General features: G+C 38.5%; 24 protein-coding genes. 14 read left to right on the top strand and 10 right to left on the bottom strand.

The window, feature by feature from the left end; all coding sequences use genetic code 11:
- The first annotated feature begins 59 nt into the window (after nucleotides 1–59).
- The 3 genes from J580_RS19330 to J580_RS19320 all read left to right on the top strand — a co-directional run bounded on the left by J580_RS19330 (nucleotide 60) and on the right by J580_RS19320 (nucleotide 2,794).
- Nucleotides 60–1,250: a cupin-like domain-containing protein gene (locus tag J580_RS19330; RefSeq protein WP_032005347.1), complete on the top strand. Its 1,191-nt coding sequence runs from the start codon at nucleotides 60–62 to the stop codon at nucleotides 1,248–1,250.
- Nucleotides 1,251–1,335: 85 nt separating this feature from the next.
- Nucleotides 1,336–2,145 carry a DUF6502 family protein gene (locus tag J580_RS19325; protein WP_016806290.1) on the top strand — a complete coding sequence of 270 codons (810 nt, stop codon included), beginning with the start codon at nucleotides 1,336–1,338 and terminating at the stop codon, nucleotides 2,143–2,145.
- Between the two features lie 16 nt (nucleotides 2,146–2,161).
- Nucleotides 2,162–2,794 (top strand): hypothetical protein, encoded by a 633-nt coding sequence (locus J580_RS19320; protein ID WP_080759725.1) that lies wholly within the window; start codon nucleotides 2,162–2,164, stop codon nucleotides 2,792–2,794.
- A gap of 43 nt (nucleotides 2,795–2,837) precedes the next feature.
- On the opposite strand, the gene J580_RS19315 is transcribed toward J580_RS19320, so the two are convergent.
- Nucleotides 2,838–3,218 carry a winged helix-turn-helix transcriptional regulator gene (locus J580_RS19315; protein WP_002116344.1) on the bottom strand — a complete coding sequence of 127 codons (381 nt, stop codon included), beginning with the start codon at nucleotides 3,216–3,218 and terminating at the stop codon, nucleotides 2,838–2,840.
- 116 nt (nucleotides 3,219–3,334) lie between these two features.
- On the opposite strand from J580_RS19315, the gene J580_RS19310 reads away from it, so the two are divergent.
- Entirely contained in the window at nucleotides 3,335–3,895 is a 561-nt protein-coding gene (locus tag J580_RS19310) for a flavodoxin family protein (RefSeq protein ID WP_017386746.1), read from the top strand.
- A 37-nt stretch (nucleotides 3,896–3,932) separates the two neighbouring features.
- On the opposite strand, the gene J580_RS19305 is transcribed toward J580_RS19310, so the two are convergent.
- The 6 genes from J580_RS19305 to rpoD all read right to left on the bottom strand — a co-directional run bounded on the left by J580_RS19305 (nucleotide 3,933) and on the right by rpoD (nucleotide 10,513).
- On the bottom strand, nucleotides 3,933–5,318 hold the full coding sequence (locus J580_RS19305; protein WP_014207482.1) for an APC family permease: 1,386 nt from the start codon (nucleotides 5,316–5,318) through the stop codon (nucleotides 3,933–3,935).
- Nucleotides 5,319–5,583: 265 nt separating this feature from the next.
- Nucleotides 5,584–6,768 (bottom strand): iron-containing alcohol dehydrogenase, encoded by a 1,185-nt coding sequence (locus J580_RS19300; protein WP_002116403.1) that lies wholly within the window; start codon nucleotides 6,766–6,768, stop codon nucleotides 5,584–5,586.
- 1 nt (nucleotide 6,769) lies between these two features.
- The gene (locus J580_RS19295; protein WP_005072911.1) at nucleotides 6,770–7,303 is read right to left on the bottom strand and encodes a hypothetical protein; all 534 of its coding nucleotides are present in this window, start codon (nucleotides 7,301–7,303) and stop codon (nucleotides 6,770–6,772) included.
- Between the two features lie 81 nt (nucleotides 7,304–7,384).
- Nucleotides 7,385–8,038, bottom strand: a complete 654-nt coding sequence (gene lipB / locus J580_RS19290; protein WP_032005340.1) for a lipoyl(octanoyl) transferase LipB — start codon at nucleotides 8,036–8,038, stop codon at nucleotides 7,385–7,387.
- A 203-nt stretch (nucleotides 8,039–8,241) separates the two neighbouring features.
- Complete coding sequence (locus tag J580_RS19285; protein ID WP_002116017.1) at nucleotides 8,242–8,529, bottom strand: YbeD family protein; 288 nt, start codon at nucleotides 8,527–8,529, stop codon at nucleotides 8,242–8,244.
- Nucleotides 8,530–8,626: 97 nt separating this feature from the next.
- The gene (rpoD, locus tag J580_RS19280) at nucleotides 8,627–10,513 is read right to left on the bottom strand and encodes an RNA polymerase sigma factor RpoD (protein WP_002116414.1); all 1,887 of its coding nucleotides are present in this window, start codon (nucleotides 10,511–10,513) and stop codon (nucleotides 8,627–8,629) included.
- 358 nt (nucleotides 10,514–10,871) lie between these two features.
- On the opposite strand from rpoD, the gene J580_RS19275 reads away from it, so the two are divergent.
- Together J580_RS19275 and J580_RS19270 are read left to right on the top strand one after the other, a co-directional pair.
- Entirely contained in the window at nucleotides 10,872–11,078 is a 207-nt protein-coding gene (locus J580_RS19275) for a PA3496 family putative envelope integrity protein (RefSeq protein ID WP_002116495.1), read from the top strand.
- 74 nt (nucleotides 11,079–11,152) lie between these two features.
- The gene (locus tag J580_RS19270; protein WP_002116105.1) at nucleotides 11,153–11,677 is read left to right on the top strand and encodes a YecA family protein; all 525 of its coding nucleotides are present in this window, start codon (nucleotides 11,153–11,155) and stop codon (nucleotides 11,675–11,677) included.
- A gap of 123 nt (nucleotides 11,678–11,800) precedes the next feature.
- On the opposite strand, the gene J580_RS19265 is transcribed toward J580_RS19270, so the two are convergent.
- Entirely contained in the window at nucleotides 11,801–12,733 is a 933-nt protein-coding gene (locus J580_RS19265) for a rhodanese-related sulfurtransferase (protein ID WP_002116523.1), read from the bottom strand.
- Between the two features lie 111 nt (nucleotides 12,734–12,844).
- On the opposite strand from J580_RS19265, the gene J580_RS19260 reads away from it, so the two are divergent.
- Nucleotides 12,845–13,330 (top strand): DUF1289 domain-containing protein, encoded by a 486-nt coding sequence (locus J580_RS19260; RefSeq protein WP_032005338.1) that lies wholly within the window; start codon nucleotides 12,845–12,847, stop codon nucleotides 13,328–13,330.
- 74 nt (nucleotides 13,331–13,404) lie between these two features.
- Here J580_RS19260 and gltA read toward each other — a convergent pair whose 3' ends face one another.
- Together gltA and J580_RS23345 are read right to left on the bottom strand one after the other, a co-directional pair.
- On the bottom strand, nucleotides 13,405–14,679 hold the full coding sequence (gltA, locus tag J580_RS19255; RefSeq protein ID WP_002116327.1) for a citrate synthase: 1,275 nt from the start codon (nucleotides 14,677–14,679) through the stop codon (nucleotides 13,405–13,407).
- Between the two features lie 343 nt (nucleotides 14,680–15,022).
- On the bottom strand, nucleotides 15,023–15,148 hold the full coding sequence (locus J580_RS23345; RefSeq protein WP_014207478.1) for a hypothetical protein: 126 nt from the start codon (nucleotides 15,146–15,148) through the stop codon (nucleotides 15,023–15,025).
- A gap of 474 nt (nucleotides 15,149–15,622) precedes the next feature.
- Between J580_RS23345 and sdhC the strand changes: the two genes are divergently transcribed.
- The 7 genes from sdhC to odhB all read left to right on the top strand — a co-directional run bounded on the left by sdhC (nucleotide 15,623) and on the right by odhB (nucleotide 23,568).
- Complete coding sequence (gene sdhC / locus J580_RS19250; protein WP_075384165.1) at nucleotides 15,623–16,024, top strand: succinate dehydrogenase, cytochrome b556 subunit; 402 nt, start codon at nucleotides 15,623–15,625, stop codon at nucleotides 16,022–16,024.
- Nucleotides 16,024–16,389 (top strand): succinate dehydrogenase, hydrophobic membrane anchor protein, encoded by a 366-nt coding sequence (sdhD, locus tag J580_RS19245; RefSeq protein WP_000833672.1) that lies wholly within the window; start codon nucleotides 16,024–16,026, stop codon nucleotides 16,387–16,389. The genes sdhC and sdhD overlap by 1 nt, the downstream gene beginning before the upstream one ends.
- A gap of 12 nt (nucleotides 16,390–16,401) precedes the next feature.
- Nucleotides 16,402–18,237 (top strand): succinate dehydrogenase flavoprotein subunit, encoded by a 1,836-nt coding sequence (sdhA, locus tag J580_RS19240; RefSeq protein WP_002116225.1) that lies wholly within the window; start codon nucleotides 16,402–16,404, stop codon nucleotides 18,235–18,237.
- A gap of 14 nt (nucleotides 18,238–18,251) precedes the next feature.
- Nucleotides 18,252–18,962: a succinate dehydrogenase iron-sulfur subunit gene (locus J580_RS19235; RefSeq protein ID WP_002116292.1), complete on the top strand. Its 711-nt coding sequence runs from the start codon at nucleotides 18,252–18,254 to the stop codon at nucleotides 18,960–18,962.
- Nucleotides 18,963–19,245: 283 nt separating this feature from the next.
- Nucleotides 19,246–19,374 (top strand): hypothetical protein, encoded by a 129-nt coding sequence (locus J580_RS0104445; protein ID WP_002116082.1) that lies wholly within the window; start codon nucleotides 19,246–19,248, stop codon nucleotides 19,372–19,374.
- A 157-nt stretch (nucleotides 19,375–19,531) separates the two neighbouring features.
- A complete protein-coding gene (locus tag J580_RS19230; protein ID WP_025466613.1) occupies nucleotides 19,532–22,372 on the top strand; it encodes a 2-oxoglutarate dehydrogenase E1 component in 2,841 nt (946 codons plus the stop codon).
- On the top strand, nucleotides 22,372–23,568 hold the full coding sequence (gene odhB, locus J580_RS19225) for a 2-oxoglutarate dehydrogenase complex dihydrolipoyllysine-residue succinyltransferase (RefSeq protein WP_005064561.1): 1,197 nt from the start codon (nucleotides 22,372–22,374) through the stop codon (nucleotides 23,566–23,568). Before J580_RS19230 ends, odhB begins: the two co-directional genes overlap by 1 nt.
- The last annotated feature ends 17 nt before the right edge of the window (nucleotides 23,569–23,585 follow it).

Genomic DNA, 23,585 nt, shown 5'->3' with positions numbered 1-23,585 from the left:
TTTTAAAATAGATCAATTATAATGCAGTTGTAAAGATCAAATTTGAAAAAAGGTTCAACATGGCAGCTTATAATCAAATTGAAATATTCGAACAAAGCCAAAAATGGTTTGACCAGTTGCCATTAGAGTGGAAAAACTGGCTTGAAGAAAACTTAGAAAAAGGGTGTGGAGTTGAACAATTAGTCGATGTATTAAAAGCAAATGGATTTGAACCAAAGTTTGAAATGAATGATTTGAAATTTCAGACTTTATTGGATCATGATCAAGAGTGGATAATTGAACAAGTTTTAAATGAGGTAACGTCTTCGGAAATTATAAAAATATTAATAGAGCTGGGGCATGATGGTTTAAAAGTAAAAGAATATTTAAATAATTTAGAAAATAATAAGTTATATAAAATTTTGAAGAAAAAGCATCATCAGCTTAAAAAACGTGAATGGTTAATAGAAACTGTAGATCAATTGGCACAGCTAAACTCTGACTATAGTAAAAAAATTCCTTCTATTACTGCTCCAAATTTTTCTGATTTTGTGAAGGGTTACTATAGTCAACATCGCCCTGTGATTTTAAAAAAAGGAATAGAACATTGGCCAGCTTTGCACAAATGGTCTCCGCAATATTTTGCTTCTAAATTTGGTCATCATTTAGTTGAAGTTCAGATGAATAGAAATTTAGATGAACAGTTTGAAAGACATTCTCCATCATTAAAGCAGAAAATGAAGATGTCAGAGTTTGTATCAAAAGTTATGTCAGTTGATGCTAGTAACGATTTTTATATGACTGCAAATAATGCATCAAATAGTCATCACATGCTTCAAGAATTATTTTCAGATATAGATGATTTTGCAGATGGTTACTGTGATTTGGCTTTAAAGGATGACAGTAGTTTTTTATGGTTTGGACCTAAAGGAACATTTACGCCCTTACATCATGATTTAACGAATAATATGTTAGTTCAAATTTATGGAAGCAAAAAAGTAACTTTAATTCCTGCATTGCAAGTTCCTCATCTATATAACGATCATTGGGTATTTAGTGAATTGAGTAATACAAATAAAATTGATTTAAAAAAATATCCTTTAGCAAAATCAATTACTCCTGTTGAATGTATTTTGAATGCTGGGGACGCTCTATTCATCCCGATTGGTTGGTGGCATAGCGTAGAAAGTTTGGATGTCTCAATTAGTATTTCTTTTACCCATTTTAATGCACCAAATCATTATATTGATCGGTTTCCCAAAGAGTTCTAAGAATGAAAATTGCATCTTAAACCGTTCAGTGTGACAATTGCTCGGCCCATACTGTTTTTCAAATATGAAGGAAAATTGTTACTCTATGACCACACTCCAAACGAACAATGCAGAACTTAATCAGAAGCAGGTATTAATGTTAATGGAATACCTGACGCAATGGTTAATTCGTTCGGGAGTTGGATATAACGACTTTGTAACTGCTTTAAAACCTGTTTTTTATCAACAGGCTTTAAGTGAGCTAGAGCGTATAGAGCAAAAGCCAACTGATTCAGCGGTCAGTTTACTTTCAGGGTTACATCGCAAAGATGTGAATGCATTTAAAAAGGCAATGCAGGCTGGTCAGCCTTTAACAGAGGCAAAAGTAGCAGAGCCAGTAAGTGTTCCTGCTCGGGTGATTGGTTTGTGGCTTGCAGAGGGATTGGCAGAAAAAATTCCATTTGTGAGTAATGATCAGATTAGTTTTGAAAATTTAGTAAAGAAAGTTTCAACTGAAAAGCATCCAAGATCTATTTTGAATGAACTCGAACGCCTAAATATTGTGAAAGAAGAAGATGGCCTTGTGGTGTTACAGCAGCGTAGTTTTATGCCTGATGTTGAGCAATTCGAGGTTCGAAAATTATTAACGAGTAATTTAGAAGCACATTTGGCTGCAGGAGTTCATAATTTATTTCAGCCAGAAAAAGAACCCTATTTAGAACAAGCAATTTTTGCTGATGAACTAACAGATGAATCGATTACTTTACTCAAAGAAGCAAGTTTGCGCTTATGGGAAGATTTATCACTACAAGTACTTAAATTAGCTATTGAACGTTGTGCACTAGATGAAGGAAAAGAGGGTGCAACTAAAACTTTCCGTTTCGGAGCTTATCAATATGACGAAAACAACCTATAAAAAATTAATTATATCCATGAGCTTCATTTTGACAAGTGGTCTTTTAACCGCTTGTGGAGAGGATTTATTTGCAGGTGGTGCAAGTTTAGGTGGATCAGGATATCCGACTAAACCTGGTAAACCGGGTGATTTTGAAACACCGGCCGATGGAGAGAAAGGAGACTCAAAAGATAATGAAATTTGGTTGCCTGCACCTGTTGAAGATGACTGTAATGGCTTACATCGCAAACTACAGTTTCTCAATAATGTAACGCGTGAACCCATAGAAAAAGAAACTGTTTTTAAATATGCACAGCAGTTAACTCTAAACGGCACAATTGCTTTGAAGATTACTCAAACTAATAAGGGATTAGAGAAAATACAAGAAAAACAACCTGCGTGTTATGTACCTTTAGAACTCTATTTACTTGGAAACACGAAGCGCTCCTATCCAGAAAATGAGTGTAAAGAGATTCAAACTTACGAATATCTACCAGATGAAACCAAAACTTTTATTGTCAATTATCCAGCATTTGACGTCATGAATGGTACTTGGAAATATGGTCTAGAAAGCACTTATTTGAAGAATGATCAAGAGTTAAAGCAATGTGAACCTTTAACTATCCATTTTAAAATAAGTGCACCACCTGAGCCGATTAAAATTAATTAAGTTTAGCCACTCATGAGCGATAAAATTTTAAAGGAAGTATGAGTTAAGCTTGCTCTAGCACTTTTTCATCATAAGTCATTTGGGCTGCTAAAACCTGTTCAATATTGGTTTCGGCCCATTCCTTTAATTGGAACGCCATTGAAGCGACATTTTGCCCCAGAGAAGTGAGTGAGTAATCAACACGAATAGGAGAAGTATTCTGAATTTTACGCTCAATAAAACCGTCTCTTTCCAGCATTTTTAACTTTTGTGATAAGACTTTAGGCGAAATACCTTGAATATTCTTTTTTAGCAAGTTGAAGTGCTGAGTTTCCTCTTCAAGCACATTTAAAATTAATAAAACCCACTTATCTGCAATTTTTTCAAAAAATAAACGAGCAGGGCAATGTTGTTGAAAAACATTATATTTTAGACATTCATTCATACTATTTACCTGCTAATTTCTTAAAAATTACCATAGTTACCAGTTAGTAACTAATTGACACCTAGTTTCTAAAATATATCATAAAGTGGAATTTAATAAAACAAAGGTTTGCTCCCATGTCTAACTCTAATATCGCGGTTGTATATTTCTCTGGTTATGGCCACACTAAAGTAGTGGCTGAAACTTTTGCAAACGAAATTAATGCTCAGCTCATCCAAATTGATCAAGAAGGTAATATTACTGAGCAAGATTGGCAGACATTAAATGATGCGAAGGGGATTGTTTTTGGTGCTCCGACTTATATGGGTACAGCACCATGGCAATTTAAAAAGTTTGCTGATGCAACTTCAAAAGTTTGGTTTACACGTGGGTGGCAAGATAAAGTATTTGCAGGCTTCACAAACAGCGCGAGCTTAAATGGGGATAAGCAGGTTACTCTTATTCAATTACAGACTTTAGCATCGCAACATGGTGGAATTTGGGTAAGCCTTGGTTTATTACCAGCGAATACAAAAGATGCAACACGTGAAGATGTAAATAACTTAGGTGGTTCAGTTGGACTTTTAGTTCAATCGCCTTCTGATGCAAGTGTAGAGGAAGTTCCTGTTGGAGACCTTGAAACAGCGAAACTCTATGCTCAACGTGTACAAAATATTGTGAACAAAATTTTTGGTTAATTTGACCATAAAAAAGGCGCTTTAAGCGCCTTTTTTATTATTCGTGTTCATTATGCTGTGGAGCATTATATTTGAAACCTTTGGTTTTGTAGGCCAAATAACCTACACCGATAACGGCCCAAGCTAAGCCAATTTGTAAGGCAAGCTTATCAATTTCTAGCCACATCATAAACACACTGGCAAAACCAAGTGTTGGTATAACAATATAGTTGATGATGTCTTTAAACGTTTTGTTTTTGCCATCTCTTAATGCATAGCGAGAAATAACAGAGAAGTTAACAAAACTAAAAGCGGTTAAAGCACCAAAACTAATCAAGTTGACAATATGCTCAAGATCTAAGAAACCAGCAGATAAAGCAACTACACCTACAATAAGAATGTTGTAAGTTGGAGTATGCAATTTTGGACTAATATGACCAAATAATTTCTTATTGATTACGCCGTCACGTCCCATTACATACATTAAACGAGATACACCAGCATGAGCAGAAATACCTGATGCCATAACAGCAACTACAGCAAAATATAAAACCAAAGTTTTAAACGCAATACTACCAATCGCAGCAACCATCACAGGCTGTGATTCATCGAGAGGATTAAAATAAGTATTTGGGTTACTAGGGAAATATAATTGGATGAAGTAAGTACTTACAATGAAAATAATACCTGCAAGTAATGCTGTCGTAAAAATAGCTTTTGGAAGCGTTTTCTCTGCATCTTTTGTTTCTTCAGCAAGAGAAGATAAGGCATCAAATCCTGTGAAAGAGAAGCAGAGTACAGTTGCACCAGCAATTAAAGCACTTACAGATGTCATGTCGTTCCAAAAAGGAGTTAATGACCACAAGGCAGCTTTATCTGGATTTAAAGTTCCATCTGCATATACACCTTGAGTAAGTAAAATGTATACCTGATAAACGAAATAAAAAATTACGCCAAGCTGAATAATAACGATCGTACTGTTAAAGCGTGCGACAAATCGTGCACCAAATAGGTTAATAACAGTCATTAGGGTGGTTAAACCAATCACCCATAACCAGTTATTTACCTCTGGAAAAAGAGCTCTTAGATAAATATCTGCCAAAATAATATTAACAAGCGGTGACAGTAAATAGTCTAACCAAGAAGACCAACCCACCATAAAACCAACATTAGGGTGAATTGATTTTTGAGCATACGTATAAGCTGACCCAGAAGAAGGGTAGCGTTTAATCATATGTCCATAACTGATCGATGTTAATAAGATTGCGACTAATGCAAAGATGTAGGAAGTTGGTACATGACCGCCACTTCGCTCTGATACTAAACCAAAAGTATCGAATAACGTTAATGGCTGAATATAAGCTAAACCAATAATAATAATGTGCCAAAGCACAAGATTCTTTTGAAGTTTAGCTGTTGGTTTAGTCCCAGATAAATTTGTCAACGGCGTTATCCTCATAATCGTTGATCAAGGATCAGCTTGGTGTTAAGGATCGTTTGAGACGAACGATCCCCCCTACAGAAAAAGATAAAGTGCGCCAATCTATCCTAAATTGATGCAAATTGTCAGTACTTTCATCGATTTTTTAGCAAATTTTTTGCCATATTTCCAAATAAAAAGATGAATAAAAATTCACAGTGATAAAAAAGACCTGATTTTATATAAAAATCAGGTCTTTAGATTTAAGTCTCGAGTTTAACCTATCGAATTACCATGCCTTTTGTAAAATATCGCGGATATCTTTTAGGCTTGCTTCTTTAGGATTGTAAATAATTGAGCCGTCATTTAGTGCTTTTTCTGCAACTTCATCGAGCTGTGCTTCAGTTACTTTGCCAGTTTCACGTAAAGTACGTGGTAACTTGGTTAAGGTAAATAAACGATCACGCATTGCCAAAATTGTTGCAATCGCTCTGTCTGCACGTTGAGTTGCTGGAGTTTGTGCATAGATATCAGCACCAGCTAACGGCAATAGTAATTCACCAATTTTCTGGCCATTTACCTGCTTATTATATTCAAGTACATACGGTAAGAATAAATTCATGCATAAACCGTGGGGCAGGTGAGCAACAGCACCTAAAGCATGACCTAAGGAATGTACAAGGCCTACCATTGAGTTAGAGAACGCAATACCTGCCATTGTAGAGGCTTGTGCTAGTTCTAATCGACCTTGTGAGTCGTTTGGATTTTCTAGGACATTAAATAGGTTTTCACTAATCTTTTTAATTCCAGCACTTGCATAAGCATCGCTAAGTGGGTTGGCAGCCATACATGTATATGCTTCAACACAATGTGTTAAGGCATCCATACCTGTCATTGCAGTTAAATGAGGTGGCAATGTAAGTGTCATGCGTGGATCTAAAATCGCTGCATGTGGCATTAAGTAATAAGAGGCAAATGCCAATTTAACATTCTTTTGCGTATCTGAAACCACGGCAACCATAGTCACTTCAGATCCCGTACCTGATGTAGTCGGAATTACGAAAAATGGTTTTAATGGTTTTGGTAGGTTGTGTGCACCAGAATATTGAAGTAAGTCATCTCCACCTTCAGATACTAAAATGTTAGTTGCTTTAGAAGTATCGATAACTGAACCACCACCTACAGCAATAATCGCATCGCATTTATTCTTGCGATAAGCTTCTGCGGCAAGACGAACGACTTCTAAACTTGAGTCTGGTGGAACATCATCAAACACATGACCAATGACAGCATCAGTCGTACTGAACGCAGCTTCAATCGGGTTGAGTAGACCATTTGCGCGCACACCTTTATCTGTAATGATGAGCGGGCGTTTTGCACCTAAAGTCGCAAGTTCAAACGGAATATGTTCTAACGCAGCATTACCAGCAATGACTTTTACAGGACAAAAGAATTCGTAATATGGTTTAGCCATGTTATGCGCTCCGCTTGAAATAGGACTTAGCTACTTTTAAGTAAATATTTGCAGCTTCGTTGAATTTTTCTTTTAGGGTAAGTTCGGTTGGATATTCTTTGACTGCAAGAGATGCAACCAATTTAGGTAAAATAAGAGATTCCATTTTATTTAGACAGCGTACTAAGCGAATGGCAGCAGATACATCACCATCAGCAATCATTCGGTCATTAGCAAATGCTTGGGCAGTACTTTCTTGAAAAGAAAATACTAAAAAGGCATGAGTTACATGTTTGAATGTAATAGTTAAGTCTGGCTTTCTTTCAGCTCTTTTGAGTAGCTCTAACTGTTTGTCTTCTGTGACTCGAGCAAAAAATGCTGGTCCATTTGGGAAAACATTCATTGAAAGTACAAAGTGAACAGGAAATTTAGATACTTCCTCTTGTATTTCAGTGTCCACTTGACTTGCCATGACTAAGCCACGACCAACAACATCCATCATGAGCTTAACGTAGGCAAGTTGCAGAGTAGGCTTTACAGCTTTTGTCGAAATCACTCGCGTATCCCTTGTTAAAATTATGCAAAAGCAAATTTAGAGTAATTACTCTAATCCATTTTTATTTCATCGCAAAGCGATTTATTCGGTTTTGACTTCTGGGTCATTAAAGTACCCCGTGTTCTTAATATACTCAATAAAGTCTTGGCAAAGTTGAGTGAATGACGGATAAGGAGTCACCAAATCTTGTATACGCACCATTTCTAAACCTGCGTAGCCACAAGGATTGATCGTCTGGAACCCATCTAGGGCACAGTTCAGATTTAGCGCTAACCCATGGTAACTACGGCCACGACGAATTTTAAAGCCTAGGGATCCAATCTTACGGCCATCTACATATACTCCAGGTGCATCAGGCTTAGCATACGCTTCAATTCCGTATTTTTTTAAAACATCTATCATGAATTGTTCAGCAAAACTGACCAATGTACGCACGTTCCATTTTAGACGATTAAGATCAAACATGAAGTAAGCCACAAGTTGACCGGGTCCATGCCAAGTCACTTGTCCACCACGGTCAGTTTGCACTACAGGAATATCTGATGAAATTAGGATGTGTTCAGGTTTACCAGCTTGACCTTGAGTTAAAATATTATGATGTTGAAGTAACCATAACTCATCAGGCGTATCTTGATCTCGCTCATTTGTTAAGAGTTTCATGGTTTCAAACTTGCTTTGATAATCTTGTAAATCGTTCCATTGCCGAATGATTAAGTTAGGTTTATCAAGGCTCATCACAATCTCTTCCTATAATTAGTTTATGCGGCGCCCAGTTAATATCTACTAGATAAAAGCCGAAAACCTTGTAATTTTAAAGGATTTTATAAAAGGAATTCTAAATATTTGTAAGGTTTTTCGTGGTAGGGAGGTTTTTAAAATTTCCAAAAAAATACCACAGTAAGAATGCCTGACTGTGGTATTGATTGAAGAACTTAAAATTAAAGCGCAGTTCTAATCTGCGGGCAAGCAGCCAAGTCAGCATAAAGTGCATGAACTTGTTCCAATTCTTCAAAGCGCAATTGTGCTGTTAAAGAATGATACTTGCCGGTGCGAGATTCTTGAACTTTTAATGTTGAGTGGTCGAAGTCTGGGAAATGTTTTACCAAAATATCGACTACAGCAACACGTAATTCTTCACCCGCATCGCCAATAAGTTTAATTGGATAATCCATCGGAAATACCCAAAGATGTTCTTGTAGTTCGCGAGATGGAGTGCGGTCTAACATAAGTTACCTCATGATTTGAAACGCCTGCATTATCGCAGGCGTTTATAGCTCTTTCTATTAAATGGGGCTTGGTTTTGAAATTTCAAGCTTTCAAAACTTAGTCATTTTCCAAGAAAGAACGTAAATGTTCAGAACGAGAAGGGTGGCGTAATTTACGTAATGCTTTCGCTTCAATCTGACGGATACGCTCACGTGTTACGTCAAATTGTTTACCAACTTCTTCAAGTGTATGATCGGTTGGCATATCAATACCAAAACGCATCTTCAATACTTTTGCTTCACGTTCAGTTAAGTTTTCCAATACTTCACGAGTTGCTTCTTTTAAGCCTTCTGAAGTCGCAGCATCAATTGGAGAAGTGATGTTTTGATCTTCAATGAAATCCCCAAGATGTGAATCTTCATCATCACCAATAGGTGTTTCCATCGAAATCGGTTCTTTAGCAATTTTAAGTACTTTACGAACCTTAACTTCATCCATTTCTAAACGTTCACCTAATTCTTCAGGTGTTGGTTCACGGCCCATTTCTTGTAACAATTGACGAGATACACGGTTGATCTTGTTAATCGTTTCAATCATGTGTACTGGAATACGGATTGTACGAGCCTGATCGGCAATCGAACGAGTAATCGCCTGACGAATCCACCAAGTTGCATAAGTCGAGAATTTATAACCACGACGGTATTCAAACTTGTCTACAGCTTTCATCAAACCAATGTTCCCTTCTTGAATCAAGTCAAGGAACTGTAAACCACGGTTAGTATATTTTTTCGCAATCGAGATTACCAAACGGAGGTTGGCTTCTACCATTTCTTTCTTAGCGCGACGTGCTTTCGCTTCGCCAATCGCCATACGTTTAGAGATATCTTTAATTTCAGCAACGCTTAAACTAAGCTCTTTCTCAATATCTGCAATCTTTTGTTGGAATGCTAAAACATCTGGACGAACTTTTTCTAAATGCGCCTTGATTTCAGCAGGTGCTTTAGCAATTTGTTCATCTAACCAAGCTGGATTAGATTCTTGTTTAGGGAAAGATGTACGGAATTGAGTACGGTCCATACGGCCACGACGTACTGCATAACGCATGATTTCACGTTCATTGGCACGAATTTGCTCATGGGTACCACGAATCATTTCAGAGATGATGTCAAATAAACGTGGTGTAAATTTAAACATCATGAATACAGTAGCTAAAGCTTCTAAAGCTTCTTCAGCCTCTGGACTGTTACGACCATGTTTTTCAACAACAGCTTTTGTTTTAGCCCAAGCAGCTTCTAGTTCAGTAAAACGAACTTTTGCAACTTCAGGGTCTGGACCTGAATCACCTTCAGAGTCATCATCACCTTCAGACTCTTCTTCTTCATCGTCATCATCAAGCTTAACTTCTTTCGTTGATTTTGAAGATGATTCGTCTTCTTCTTCAAGTTCTTCAACTTCTTCTAAAACTTCTGGAATATCTTCATCAGTTTCAGGATCGAGGTAGCCTGATAAAATATCTGCAAGACGGCGTTCGCCAGTTAAAAAATCATTATATTCTTTTAATACAACTTCAACAGCATTTGGCCAGTAAGCAATTGAATTAAGGACATCACGGATACCTTCTTCAATACGTTTGGCAATGCTGATTTCACCTTCACGGGTTAACAGTTCAACTGTACCCATTTCACGCATGTACATACGTACAGGATCTGTCGTACGCCCAGGCTCATTTTCAACCGATGCAAGTACGGCAGCAGCTTCTTCTTCAGCAACCTCATCAGTTGCGTCAGCCGACTCACCGAACATGGTATCGTCAGATTCAGGTGCACGCTCGTGTACAGGAATACCAACGTCTTGAAGCATTTGAATAATGTCTTCAATCTGTTCGCTTTCAGTAATCGAGTCCGGCAGATGATCGTTAACCTCAGCGTAAGTTAAGTAACCTTGTTCTTTGCCTCGGCTAATCAGAGCCGCTACTTGAGAAGTAGGGGAATGCATATCGCTCATCTTTGCTTACTCTTTGTTGAATCTGTGGCAGTGAAAAACCGTGCATGATAGCACAATTTGCTTGAAATGTTTTGGCTTTGATCAGTAACCGTTAAATAAAAAATATCTTTGAATTCACGTCTGTTTTTTGAATATTGGGATAAAATCATTTTTTTCAAGCTTAAATCATCGAAAAAATCATAGAATTTTTTTTTGATCAAAAAAATAGTTCAGCTTTATAAATACACAATTTTTTGGGCGAAAAAAAGTACAAATATGCAGTTTAATGAAAAAAATATAAATAAAACTTGACACGATTTAATAACCAAGATAAATAGCGGCTAGACCCATTCACATTTTTTCATTAGAGGTAGTTTTAGTGTCTTCTACAGATTTTGAATTAGATGATAACTACGGTGATGATGATGATGTCGGTTTTGATGAGTCATCAGGCAAAATCACTGCGAAAGAATCATTAGAAAAACGTAGATTAATTGATGATCTATTGGCTCAACGCCGTTTAGAGCGTGAGTTAAAAGATTTTGATTACGATTTAGACGATGATGATCTTGATGATGAAGACTAATCAAATCTGAATAGGGCATCGTCAGCTTAGATGCTATGCTATCGTAGATTTCTTTTTTATAGTCAGGTAACACAATGAGTGCGTTAGATTTAGACCAATTAAGTGAATATCTAGATGGAGACCACAATGAGTATGGTCTGGATTTCGCTGCAACTCATGGTTTTCTGTGTGCAATTGCAGTAGGCCCTCAGTTTGATCGTTGGTTAGATGAATTATTCGATAATAACCATAAGAAAGTTCCTGCCGAAATTATTCAGCAGATCAAAGCGTGGTTAGAATCAATTCGACAAGACTTAGCAAATGAAAATGGAATTGAATTTCCGTTTGAAATTGAAGAAGCTGATGTTGAGTCTAGCTTAGGCGACTGGAGTGTTGGATTTGTTGATGCGATGTTCTTAAATGAAGATGCATGGTTTGCACCTGAATATGAAGAACAATTAATTGATTTAACTTTACCAATGATGGTATTTAGTGGAATTGATGAAGAAGATCCACAGATGGAATCTTTCCGTCGTAATGGACAGTTAATGGATGAACTGGCAGAAGAAATCCCAGATAATTTGAATGAATTATACTTGATGTATCATACGCCAAATTAACTTATTAGAAGAAATAATAAATAACGTCCTTTCTAGGGCGTTTTTTATTGTAAAAAAATTAGTGGTATAAATAAAAAAGGGCAGTTAGAAATCTAAATGCCCTTTAAAAACTATATTATAGTTTTATAGGCGTTTACGCTTTGCAGCAGCAATTTGTGACTGGCGCATACGGAAACCAGCTTTTTGCTTTTCAGTGGTTTTGTCGATGCAATAAACGCAAGAAACACCGTGTTCGTAACTTGGTAGAGCAGACTCTTCAGGAGTTAAAGGCCAGCCGCAAGCATGACATTTAATATTCACGCCTTCCTCTACACCATGAGTTACAGCAGTGCGTCCGTCAAATACGAAACATTCACCTTCCCATAAGCTTTCATCAGCAGGGGTTTCTTCTAGGTACTTAAGGATACCGCCTTTAAGATGGTAAACCTCTTTAAATCCTTCTTGAAGAAGTAGAGAAGTTGATTTTTCACAGCGAATACCACCAGTACAGAACATCGCAATTTTTTTGTCTTTATGTTGCTCTAATTCTTTCTTGACGTATTCTGGAAACTCACGGAATGTTTCAGTTTTAGGGTCAATTGCGCCCTTAAATGTACCCGCTTTATATTCGTAATCATTACGTGTGTCGATTAAAATTACATCATCACGTGCGATTAAATCATTCCACTCTTTAGGATCAAGGTAGTGACCGACTAAGTCACGAGGTTTAACCTCAACACCTAAAGTCACAATTTCTTCTTTAAGTTTAATTTTCATTTTGCGGAAAGGTTTGTCAGAACTATGGGATTCTTTGTATTCCATAGCGCCAAAGCCTTCATTGAGCAAAAATTGATGTAGTGTATCAATTGCTAAGCGATCACCAGCAACAGTACCATTAATTCCTTCACCTGCTACAATCAGAGTTCCACAGAGGTTAATTGTTTTCACTAAGTCTAATAAACGTTGTTGAAGATCGGCAGGATCTTGAACTTCTTTAAATTGATATAGTGCTGCAACAACCCAACCTGCGGTCGCTTGCTGTTCTACAGGTGCAAGCTGTTCTACAGTAGCGTTCATGGAAAACTCCAAATGTATTAAGATAGAAATTTAAGGCGCATATTTTAGCGCGAAAATTTGTAATAAGCGAGAAAACCATAAAAAGTATATGGTTTATTTAAGGAGTTTGTTTTGAGTAATGATCATCGAACGCTCTCTCTCACCCCATGTGCAGGGCGTTGTTCAACAGTTTTTGGTGATCAGGTTTGTCGTGGTTGTCGCCGTTTTAACCACGAGGTGATTCAATGGAACACTTATACGGCAGAGCAGCGTTTGGCTGTATGGAAGCGTTTAGATGATCAATTGAATCAAATCTTAGTACCGATGCTGCCTCATGCAGACTTACAGCATGTTGAGGGATTTATTTTAAGTAAGCGTGTTCGATTAATGGAAGGGGCGAGCCAAGGCCGTAAGCTTTATCACGCCTTAAAAATATGTGAAAAAAATAAACATTTAGCACACGAGAGTGGTTTGGGCATTCCGGAGTCCCAAGTCAAAACAATATGGGTTGAGTTTGAAAGACGTGTTTTAGCGTTGGCTAAAGCGAGCTATGAGTTGGCTTGGTTGCGAGCAGATGGAATTAGTCATCACTTGTTAACTATGTATGAAGAAGAATAAGTCTAGAGTAGAAAAAGACGTAAATAAAAAAGCTGCCTTTTGGCAGCTTTTTTTCATTAATTTTCTTTCGAATATTAACGTTTGATGTCGCGTTGAGTTTCACCAGTATAAAGCTGACGAGGACGACCGATTTTGTAAGGACCGCTGTGCATTTCTAACCAGTGGCTGATCCAACCAACTGTACGAGCAAGAGCGAAGATTACAGTAAACATTTCTGTTGGGATACCAATCGCTTTAAGGATGATACCTGAGTAGAAGTCTACGTTAGGGTAAAGTTTACGCTCAACGAAGTACGGGTCGTTCAATGCGATACGCTCAAGTTCCATAGCAAGTGCTAATTGAGGATCGTTGATACCTAAAGCTTCAAGAACTTCGTCACAAGTTTGCTTCATTACTTTAGCGCGTGGGTCGAAGTTTTTGTAAACGCGGTGACCGAAGCCCATAAGCTTAACTTCTTTGCGTTTAACTTTTTCCATGAACTCTGCAACGTTTTCAACGCTACCGATTTCATCAAGCATCTTAAGAACTGCTTCGTTTGCACCACCGTGAGCAGGGCCCCAAAGTGCAGAGATACCAGCTGAGATACATGCATACGGGTTTGCACCAGTAGAACCAGCAAGACGTACTGTAGATGTAGAAGCATTTTGCTCATGGTCAGCATGAAGCGTGAAAATACGATCCATTGCGCGAGCAAGAACAGGATTAACTTTGTAATCACGGTCAGCAGGAGTAGCAAACATCATGTGCAAGAAGTTTTCCGCATAACTTAAATCGTTACGTGGATAGATGAATGGTTGACCTACTGTGTATTTGTAACTCCAAGCAGCAAGCGTTGGAATTTTTGCAATTAAGCGAATTGCAGTGATTTCACGGTGATTGATGTCTTCAATATCTAGGTTGTTATGATAGAACGCAGATAATGCACCTACAACACCAACCATGATTGCCATTGGGTGAGCGTCACGACGGAAACCATTGAAGAAACGGCTAACTTGATCATGAACCATAGTGTGAGCACGAACTTTCGTATCAAACTCAACTTTTTGCTCAGCAGTTGGGAGCTCGCCATTTAATAATAAATAACAAGTTTCAAGATAGTCTGCTTGAGTTGCTAACTGGTCAATTGGGTAACCGCGGTGTAATAAAATACCTTTGTCACCATCAATGAAAGTAATTTTAGATTCGCATGCGGCTGTCGCCATAAAACCAGGATCGAAAGTAAAATGACCTTCTTTCAGTATGCTGCTGACATCAATTACATCTGGACCTAAAGTGCCACTGTAGATTGGTAATCCAATTTCTTTGCCATCAAGATGTAATACGGCTTTTTTGCCATTTGCTTCAGACATTCAATAGATCTCCTGTCCTGGTGAATGTTGATCTGACTCGAAATCCTAATGTTCTCATGTGCGAATCAGACGGTGTCAAAATTTGCTATAAGATTAGTGAGTACTGAAATTTTGTCAATTATACTTATGGATAAAAAATGACGTTCCCACAGAGAGTTAGTCATCAAGACCCGAGCAAAAAAGTCAGTAAAATCACTGCATCGGGATGGTATAATAAGTCAATTCAACAAGAACGTGCAGAAAAAAAATGAAGGATGAGTACAATTGTAAGCAAATTTATAAATTGCAATTTAGAATAATAAGGCGGTAGAAAATGCCAATCTGCTTAAAAAAATCATAAAACTCATGGTGTAATTTCAAATTTATACTCAAAAAAAATTGTATTTTTATTTAGTTGTAACAAAGAATATTGTTCTTTTTTTAAGTTTAATTGTATAAAAAATAGCTCATCAGACGACTTTAAAATCATAAGAACTGTTTTTTAATGAAATTCACTTTCGAAAAATTAGTATAGATCGCTTAATATCTATCTGAAATATAAGTCTGTTCACTTATTTGAAATGTGGCTCACATTGAAAATAGGAGGGTATTGCGATCATTTTTCTATTGATATGAGGAATTTATAACTTTATCTTTAGTCTAAAATCGGCTTATTTAAAAGAAATTTCAGAAAAAATGAAATTAAATAAAAAGTTATTTTAAACAAGGACATGATGTATGTAGGTGTAGTTTTTTTATTGACCTAATAATGTAATATTGTTTTGAATGATTCTTATTTAATGGTTTTTTGCTGAAATGGCAAAGTGGATTGTTTGTATTTTGATACTTCGCGTTTTATAATTCAGTGTCGTTTATAGGTTAGGCATGAGCTGTGCTTGCCTAACAATGCCAGCTTTCCTTGGAATTAATTCAACAAACTCCGGTCGGAGTTTCTACCTACAGGATGCCCGCTGTGAAAAGCAACAGACCTGTCAATTTGTCCATGGGTCAGGTGTTAGCGGTAAATTTACGCTCACCCGTGGCTATTGCATCAATTTTACACCGTTTATCAGGTGTCATCGTTTTCTTATTAGTACCAGTTCTCTTATGGATTCTAGATAAATCATTATCTTCACCAGAAGGATTTGACTACGTTAAAAATGTCGTTTTTGGAAATATCCTTGTACGTTTTGTTGTTTGGGTATTTGCAGCCGGCTTAATATTCCACTTTATTGCTGGAGTTAAGCACTTACTTGCAGATTTAGGTTTTGCTGAAGAACTGCAAAGTGGTCGTATTGCAGCGACAATTTCATTGATCTTATCTGTGGTAGCCATTATCGCAGCCTTTGTATGGATTATGTTCTAATGAAAAGTGCTACAGGTTTAACTGGTTCAGGTTCTCGTGATTGGTTTATCCAGCGTGTAAGTGCGGTTGTATTAGCAGCTTATACTGTTGTTCTTTTTGGTTGGATTCTCTGCAAAGGTGGATTTGACTATCAACAGTGGGCTGGTTTCATGATGACATTACCAATGAAGATTTTTTCTTTATTGGCAATTTTATCGCTTATCGCACACGCATGGATTGGTATGTGGCAAGTTTTCACTGACTATGTCACTACTCGTCAAATGGGTCCTTCAGCGAAAGGTTTACGCCTTGTACTGACGACGGCTGTCATTATTGCAGTGTTTGTGTACGCAATCTGGGGTATCCAGATTTTCTGGGCGAATTGATAGGAAGATATCATGGGCGCGATAACCCCTAAAGAAGATTATTCAAATATTCAAAACCTCACTTTCGATGCAGTTATCGTTGGTGGTGGTGGTTCTGGTATGCGTGCATCTTACCAACTTGCTCAAGCAGGTTTGAAAGTTGCAGTACTTACTAAAGTTTTCCCAACACGTTCACATACAGTTGCTGCTCAAGGCGGTATCGGTGCGTCGTTAGGTAACATGCAAGAAGATAACTGGCATTTCCACTTTTACGATACAGTAAAAGGTTCTGACTGGTTAGGTGACCAAGACGCAATCGAATTTATGTGTCGTGAAGCACCAAAAGTTGTGTATGAACTTGAACACATGGGTATGCCGTTTGACCGTAACGCTGATGGTACAATTTACCAACGTCCGTTCGGTGGCCACTCTGCGAACTATGGTGATAAACCAGTTCCACGTGCTTGTGCTGCTGCTGACCGTACTGGTCACGCATTATTACACACGCTTTATCAAAGCAACGTGAAAATGGGTACTCAGTTCTTCGTTGAATGGATCGCGCTTGATTTGATCCGTAACGAAGCAGGTGATGTTCTTGGTGTAACAGCGATTGACCAAGAAACTGGTAATATCGCAGTATTCCAAGCAAAAGCGACATTGTTTGCGACAGGTGGTGCTGGTCGTGTTTACCGTGCATCAACAAATGCTTATATCAACACTGGTGACGGTCTTGGTATGGCTGCTCGTGCTGGTATTCCATTACAAGATATGGAATTCTGGCAATTCCACCCTACGGGTGTTGCGGGCGCAGGCGTATTGTTAACTGAAGGTTGTCGTGGTGAAGGTGCAATCCTTCGTAACAAAGACGGCGAACCGTTCATGGAACGTTATGCACCAACTTTAAAAGACTTGGCTCCACGTGACTTCGTATCACGTTCTATGGACCAAGAAATTAAAGAAGGTCGTGGTTGTGGTCCAAAAGGTGATTATATCTTACTAGATATGACTCACTTGGGCGCTGACACAATCATGAAGCGTTTACCATCTGTATTTGAGATTGGTAAAAAATTCGCGAACGTTGACATTACTAAAGAACCAATTCCTGTAGTACCAACAATCCATTATCAAATGGGTGGTATTCCTACAAATATGCATGGTCAAGTGTGCTTACCTGAAGCAGGTACAGACAACTACACTAAACCTGTAAAAGGTTTCTATGCAATTGGGGAATGTTCTTGTGTATCAGTACATGGTGCAAACCGTTTAGGTACTAACTCACTTCTTGACCTGGTTGTATTTGGTAAAGCTGCTGGTGAGCACATTATCGACTACGTAACTAAGCATCATGGTGATGAATATGCACCACTTCCAACAAACGTATTAGAGCAAACTTTAGATCGCGTACGTAAGTTGGATGAATCAACTTCTGGTGAAAATGCACAAGAAGTTGCTGATGCGATTCGTGATATCGTTCAAGATCACGCTGGTGTATTCCGTACTCAAGCTTTGCTTGATAAAGGTGTTAAAGAGATTCTTGCTCTTGAACCACGTGTGCGCAACATTCACTTGAAAGATAAATCTAAAGTATTTAACACTGCACGTGTTGAAGCGCTTGAAGTTGAAAACTTATATGAAGTTGCAAAAGCTACATTAATTTCAGCTGCTGCGCGTAAAGAGTGTCGTGGTGCGCATACTGTAGTTGATTATGAATTGCCAGCTGATCACCCAACTTATTCATACGGTCGCCGTGATGATGAGTGGATGAAGCATACTTTATGGTATTCATCAGACAATCGTTTGGAATATAAGCCTGTGCGCTTCAAACCGTTGACTGTTGATGCAATTCCACCAGCACCACGTACATTCTAATCGGGAGTATAAAGATGAGTAGAGGTACTCGTACATTCGAAATCTACCGCTATGATCCTGATAAGGATAAAGCGCCGTACATGCAAACTTTCAAGCTTGAATTGACTGATAAGCACCGTATGTTGCTTGATGCATTACTTGCTTTGAAGGTTCAAGATGAATCATTAACGTTCCGTCGTTCATGCCGTGAAGGTATTTGTGGTTCGGATGGTGTAAACATTAATGGTAAAAATGGTTTGGCTTGTTTATGGAATTTAAACGACCTGCCTGAGAAAATTGTAATTCGTCCATTACCAGGTTTGCCGGTTGTTAAAGATTTGGTTGTTGATATGAACCAATTCTATGATCAATATGACAAAATTCAGCCATTCTTGATCAATAACCAGCCAGCTCCACCTAAAGAGCGTTTACAGTCTCCTGAAGAGCGTGAACACTTAAATGGTTTGTATGAATGTATTCTTTGTGCATGTTGTTCAACTTCATGCCCATCATTCTGGTGGAACCCTGATAAATTCTTAGGTCCTTCAGCATTGTTGAATGCATACCGTTTTATTATCGACTCTCGTGATACTGCTACTGCAGACCGTTTGGCTCGTCTTGACGATCCATTCAGTTTGTTCCGTTGTAAAGGTATTATGAACTGTGTGTCAGTATGTCCTAAAGGTCTAAACCCTACTAAAGCAATCGGTCACATCCGTAACATGCTATTAGATCAAGCGGGTTAATTCTGCACAAATAGAAAACGCGCATCCTTGATGTGCGTTTTTTTTTAATTTTATAATGTAAACTTTAGACTTTGGTCGAAAAGAGCGAGGATTTTATATATTGCACCATATATTAAAAGATAAAATCGCTTATGTATTTCGCCAATTTATAGGTGGTATGTGTCAAAAAAATCAATCGTTGTTTAAGAACATGATACGATTTGCCACAAAGTTATAGGTGAAAAAAGCGTATACTAGTGAAATTAATTTAAGTAGCACGATCTTAGATCTGTGCTTAATTTTTATGGTTAAAGTCATTTTAGAAAAGTTAATTTTAAAGTTAATTTTTCTAAAAAGATTTGCAAAAAATTGCTCGGTTTTAATCGAGTATAAGGTGAGTGATGATGCCATTGAGGGCGTTGTGATTCATTAATTACCTATGGAGTTTTCTCTCTAGGTAGTATGACGCCCCATGGTCTTAGAGACCTGTTGGGTAAGTAATGCCTTTTTTACCAATTTGGCATTATGCATCATGGGTGTGCTTAAAAGGCAGCCTGTAATATTTTTTGCAATAGGAAATGGGTCCACAAATGCAAGAAGTTGCTGACGCATTGCGTCTTGACACTGAACTTTCCGCTGATAGTGCAGCGTATATTGAAGAACTTTACGAGCAGTACCTGACTTCCCCAACCTCTGTAGCTGAGGACTGGCGCCAATATTTCGATAAATATCCAAAGGGTGACCAACCACACAGCGCTGTGCGTGAGCAATTCCTATTACTAGGACGTAATGCTAACCGTGTTCAACCTGTTGTACAAAGTACTGTAAGTACTGAGCATGAGCGTCGTCAAATTGGCGTTTTACAACTTATTGCTGCTTATCGTAATCGCGGACATCAAAAAGCTAAATTAGATCCATTAGGTCTTGCTAAGCGTGAAGAGATTCCAGATTTAGATCTTTCAGCTCACGGTTTAACCAAATCAGATTTAGACACTGTATTCAATACCGGCAATCTTGAAATTGGCAAAAGCGAAGCAACGCTTGCTGAAATGATTGAAGCAATGGAATCAATCTATTGTGGTTCGATCGGTGTTGAATACATGCATATCGTGGACACAAAAGAAAAACGTTGGATTCAACAGCGTCTTGAAAGTGCCCGTGGTAAATTCAATTACACAAATGATCAAAAGAAAGGCTTCTTAGAGCGTTTAACTGCTGCGGAAGGTCTTGAAAAATATCTTGGTAATAAATACGTCGGTGCTAAACGCTTTGGTGTTGAAGGCGGCGAATCTTTTATTCCGATGGTAAACGAGATTATTCAGCGTGCTGGTGCTGTAGGTTGTAAAGAAGTTGTTATTGGTATGCCACACCGTGGCCGTTTAAACCTTCTTGTGAATATTATGGGTAAAAACCCTGCGGACTTATTTGGTGAGTTCGAAGGTAAATCAATTCATAAAAAAGGTTCTGGCGACGTTAAATACCACCAAGGTTTCTCAAGTAATGTAATGACTCCAGGTGGCGAAGTTCACTTGGCATTAGCATTTAACCCATCTCACTTGGAAATTGTTGGTCCTGTAGTTGAAGGTTCTGTACGTGCACGTCAAGTACGTCGTAGAGACATTGGCGGTGATGACGTTTTACCAGTTATTGTTCATGGTGATGCGGCATTTGCAGGTCAGGGCGTGAACATGGAAACCTTCCAGATGTCACAAACTCGTGGCTATACGGTTGGTGGTACAGTTCATATTATTGTGAACAACCAAGTAGGTTTCACAACTTCTGATCCTCGTGACGCACGTTCTACAGAATACTGTACAGACGTTGCTAAAATGATTCAGGCGCCAATTTTCCATGTAAATGGCGATGATCCTGAAGCTGTTATCTTTGCTACTCAATTAGCACATGATTTCCGTCACGAATTCCGTAAAGATGTTGTTATCGATTTGTTCTGTTATCGTCGTCGTGGCCATAACGAAGCAGATGAGCCATCTGGTACACAACCATTGATGTATCAAGTAATTGCGAAGAAAGCGACTACTCGTACACTTTATGCTGATCAACTTGTTCAAGAGAAAGTACTTGATCGTGCTGAAGCAGACCAAATGGTTGAAGATTACCGTTCTGATCTAGAAGCGGGTAATCATGTAGCAAATGCATTGATTCTTGAACCAAATACCAAAATGTTTGTTGATTGGACTCCATATTTGGGCCATGACTACACAGACGATTGGGATACTTCATTTGACTTAAATCGCTTAAAAGAATTAGGCGAGGGCATGAGCAAACTTCCTGAAGGGTTTGTAATGCAGCGTCAGGTTCAAAAAGTAATTGAAGACCGCGTAAAAATGCAAACTGGTGAAACTCCATTAAACTGGGGTGCAGCAGAAACTTTAGCTTATGCAACTTTATTAGATGAAGATTATCTAGTTCGTATTACTGGTGAAGACGTGGGTCGTGGTACCTTCTCACACCGTCATGCGAAATTGCATAACCAAGCTGATGGTTCAACTTACATTCCACTTTGTCATGTGAAAGAGAACCAACCACGTTTTGCGATTTATGACTCTCTTTTATCTGAAGAAGCAGTTCTTGCATTCGAATATGGTTACGCAACTACAATTCCTAAGAGCTTGATTATTTGGGAAGCACAATTTGGTGACTTCGTAAACTGTGCTCAAGTTGTGATTGACCAGTTTATTGCTTCTGGTGAGACTAAGTGGGAACGTGTTTGTGGTTTAACAATGTTGTTACCACACGGTTTCGAAGGTCAAGGCCCAGAACACTCATCAGCTCGTTTAGAACGTTTCTTACAGTTATGTGCTGAAGACAACATGCAAGTGATCACTCCAACGACACCTGCACAGATTTTCCATGCATTACGTCGTCAAGCTGTACGCCCAATTCGTAAGCCATTGATTGTAATGTCACCGAAATCTTTACTTCGTCATAAACTTGCGACTTCTACTTTAGAAGAGCTTGCAAATGGTTCATTCCAAACTGTAATTGATGAAATCGATCAAATTAACAAGTCAGATGTAACTCGTCTTGTACTTTGTGGCGGTAAAGTTTATTACGACTTACTTGAAAAACGTCGTGAACAAAACTTAACTAATGTTGCAATCGTACGTATTGAACAGTTGTATCCATACCCAGAGCAACGTCTTGCGGAAATCTTGGCTGCTTATCCAAATGTGAAAGAACTCGTTTGGGCACAAGAAGAGCCGAAGAACCAAGGCGCATGGTTATTTATTGCACCGCGTTTATATGACGATATCTTAAAATCTGGCAAACAAATCCGTATCAGTTTTGCAGGTCGTGAAGCTTCTGCTGCACCAGCTTGTGGCTCACCGTACTTGCATGCAAAACAACAAGCTCAGCTAATTAATGATGCATTGGCAATCGAAGCTGAACAATCAGGAGATTCTCAATAATGGCAACCGAAATTAAAGCACCGGTATTCCCAGAGTCTGTTGCAGATGGCACCATCGCAACTTGGCACAAAAAGGTGGGTGAACCTGTATCACGTGATGAAGTAATCTGTGATATTGAAACCGACAAAGTTGTTTTAGAAGTTGTTGCTCCTGCTGATGGTAGCTTAGTTGCAATCATTAAAGATGAAGGCGATACAGTTCTTTCTGACGAAGTTATTGCTCAATTTGAAGCTGGTGCTGGTGCAGCAGCGGCTGCTCCTGCAGCAGTAGAGCAAGCAGTTGCTCAAACTCAAGCTGGTGCAGCGCCTGTTGTTGAGCGTACAGAAACTGTATCTGATCAAGCTCCTGCAGTTCGTAAAGCATTAACTGAATCTGGTATTGCTGCTGCTGACGTACAAGGTACTGGTCGTGGTGGTCGTATCACTAAAGAAGATGTTGCAAACCATCAAGCTAAACCAGCTGCTAACGTTACTCCGTTAAGTGTGGCTGTTGGTGAGCGTATCGAAAAACGCGTTCCAATGACTCGTTTACGTAAGCGTGTAGCTGAGCGTCTTCTTGCTGCAACTCAAGAAACAGCAATGTTAACTACATTCAACGAAGTTAACATGAAGCCAATCATGGAATTGCGTAAGCAATATAAAGATGCTTTTGAAAAACGTCATGGCGCTCGTTTAGGTTTCATGTCATTCTTCGTTAAAGCAGCAACTGAAGCGCTTAAACGCTACCCAGCTGTAAACGCTTCAATTGATGGCGACGATATCGTTTATCACGGTTACTACGACATCGGTGTTGCAGTATCTTCTGATCGTGGTCTTGTTGTACCAGTATTACGTGATACTGATCGTATGAGCTATGCAGAAGTTGAATCTGGTATTGGTGCATATGCTGCTAAAGCACGTGATGGTAAATTATCTATCGAAGAAATGACTGGTGGTACTTTCACAATCACTAACGGTGGTACTTTCGGTTCATTACTTTCAACTCCAATTTTGAATCAGCCACAAACTGGTATCTTGGGTATGCACAAAATCCAAGAGCGTCCTATGGCTGTAAATGGTCAAGTTGAAATCTTGCCAATGATGTATTTAGCACTTTCTTATGACCACCGTATGATCGATGGTAAAGAAGCTGTAGGTTTCTTGGTGGCAATCAAAGAATTGTTAGAAGAGCCAGCTAAACTCATCCTTGATCTTTAATTTCTTCGAATAATATT

The sequence above is a fragment of the Acinetobacter sp. 1542444 genome, assembly GCF_000581835.1.
In the GTDB taxonomy this organism is placed as follows: domain Bacteria; phylum Pseudomonadota; class Gammaproteobacteria; order Pseudomonadales; family Moraxellaceae; genus Acinetobacter; species Acinetobacter pittii.
This window is presented reverse-complemented; position numbering and strand designations above follow the sequence as displayed.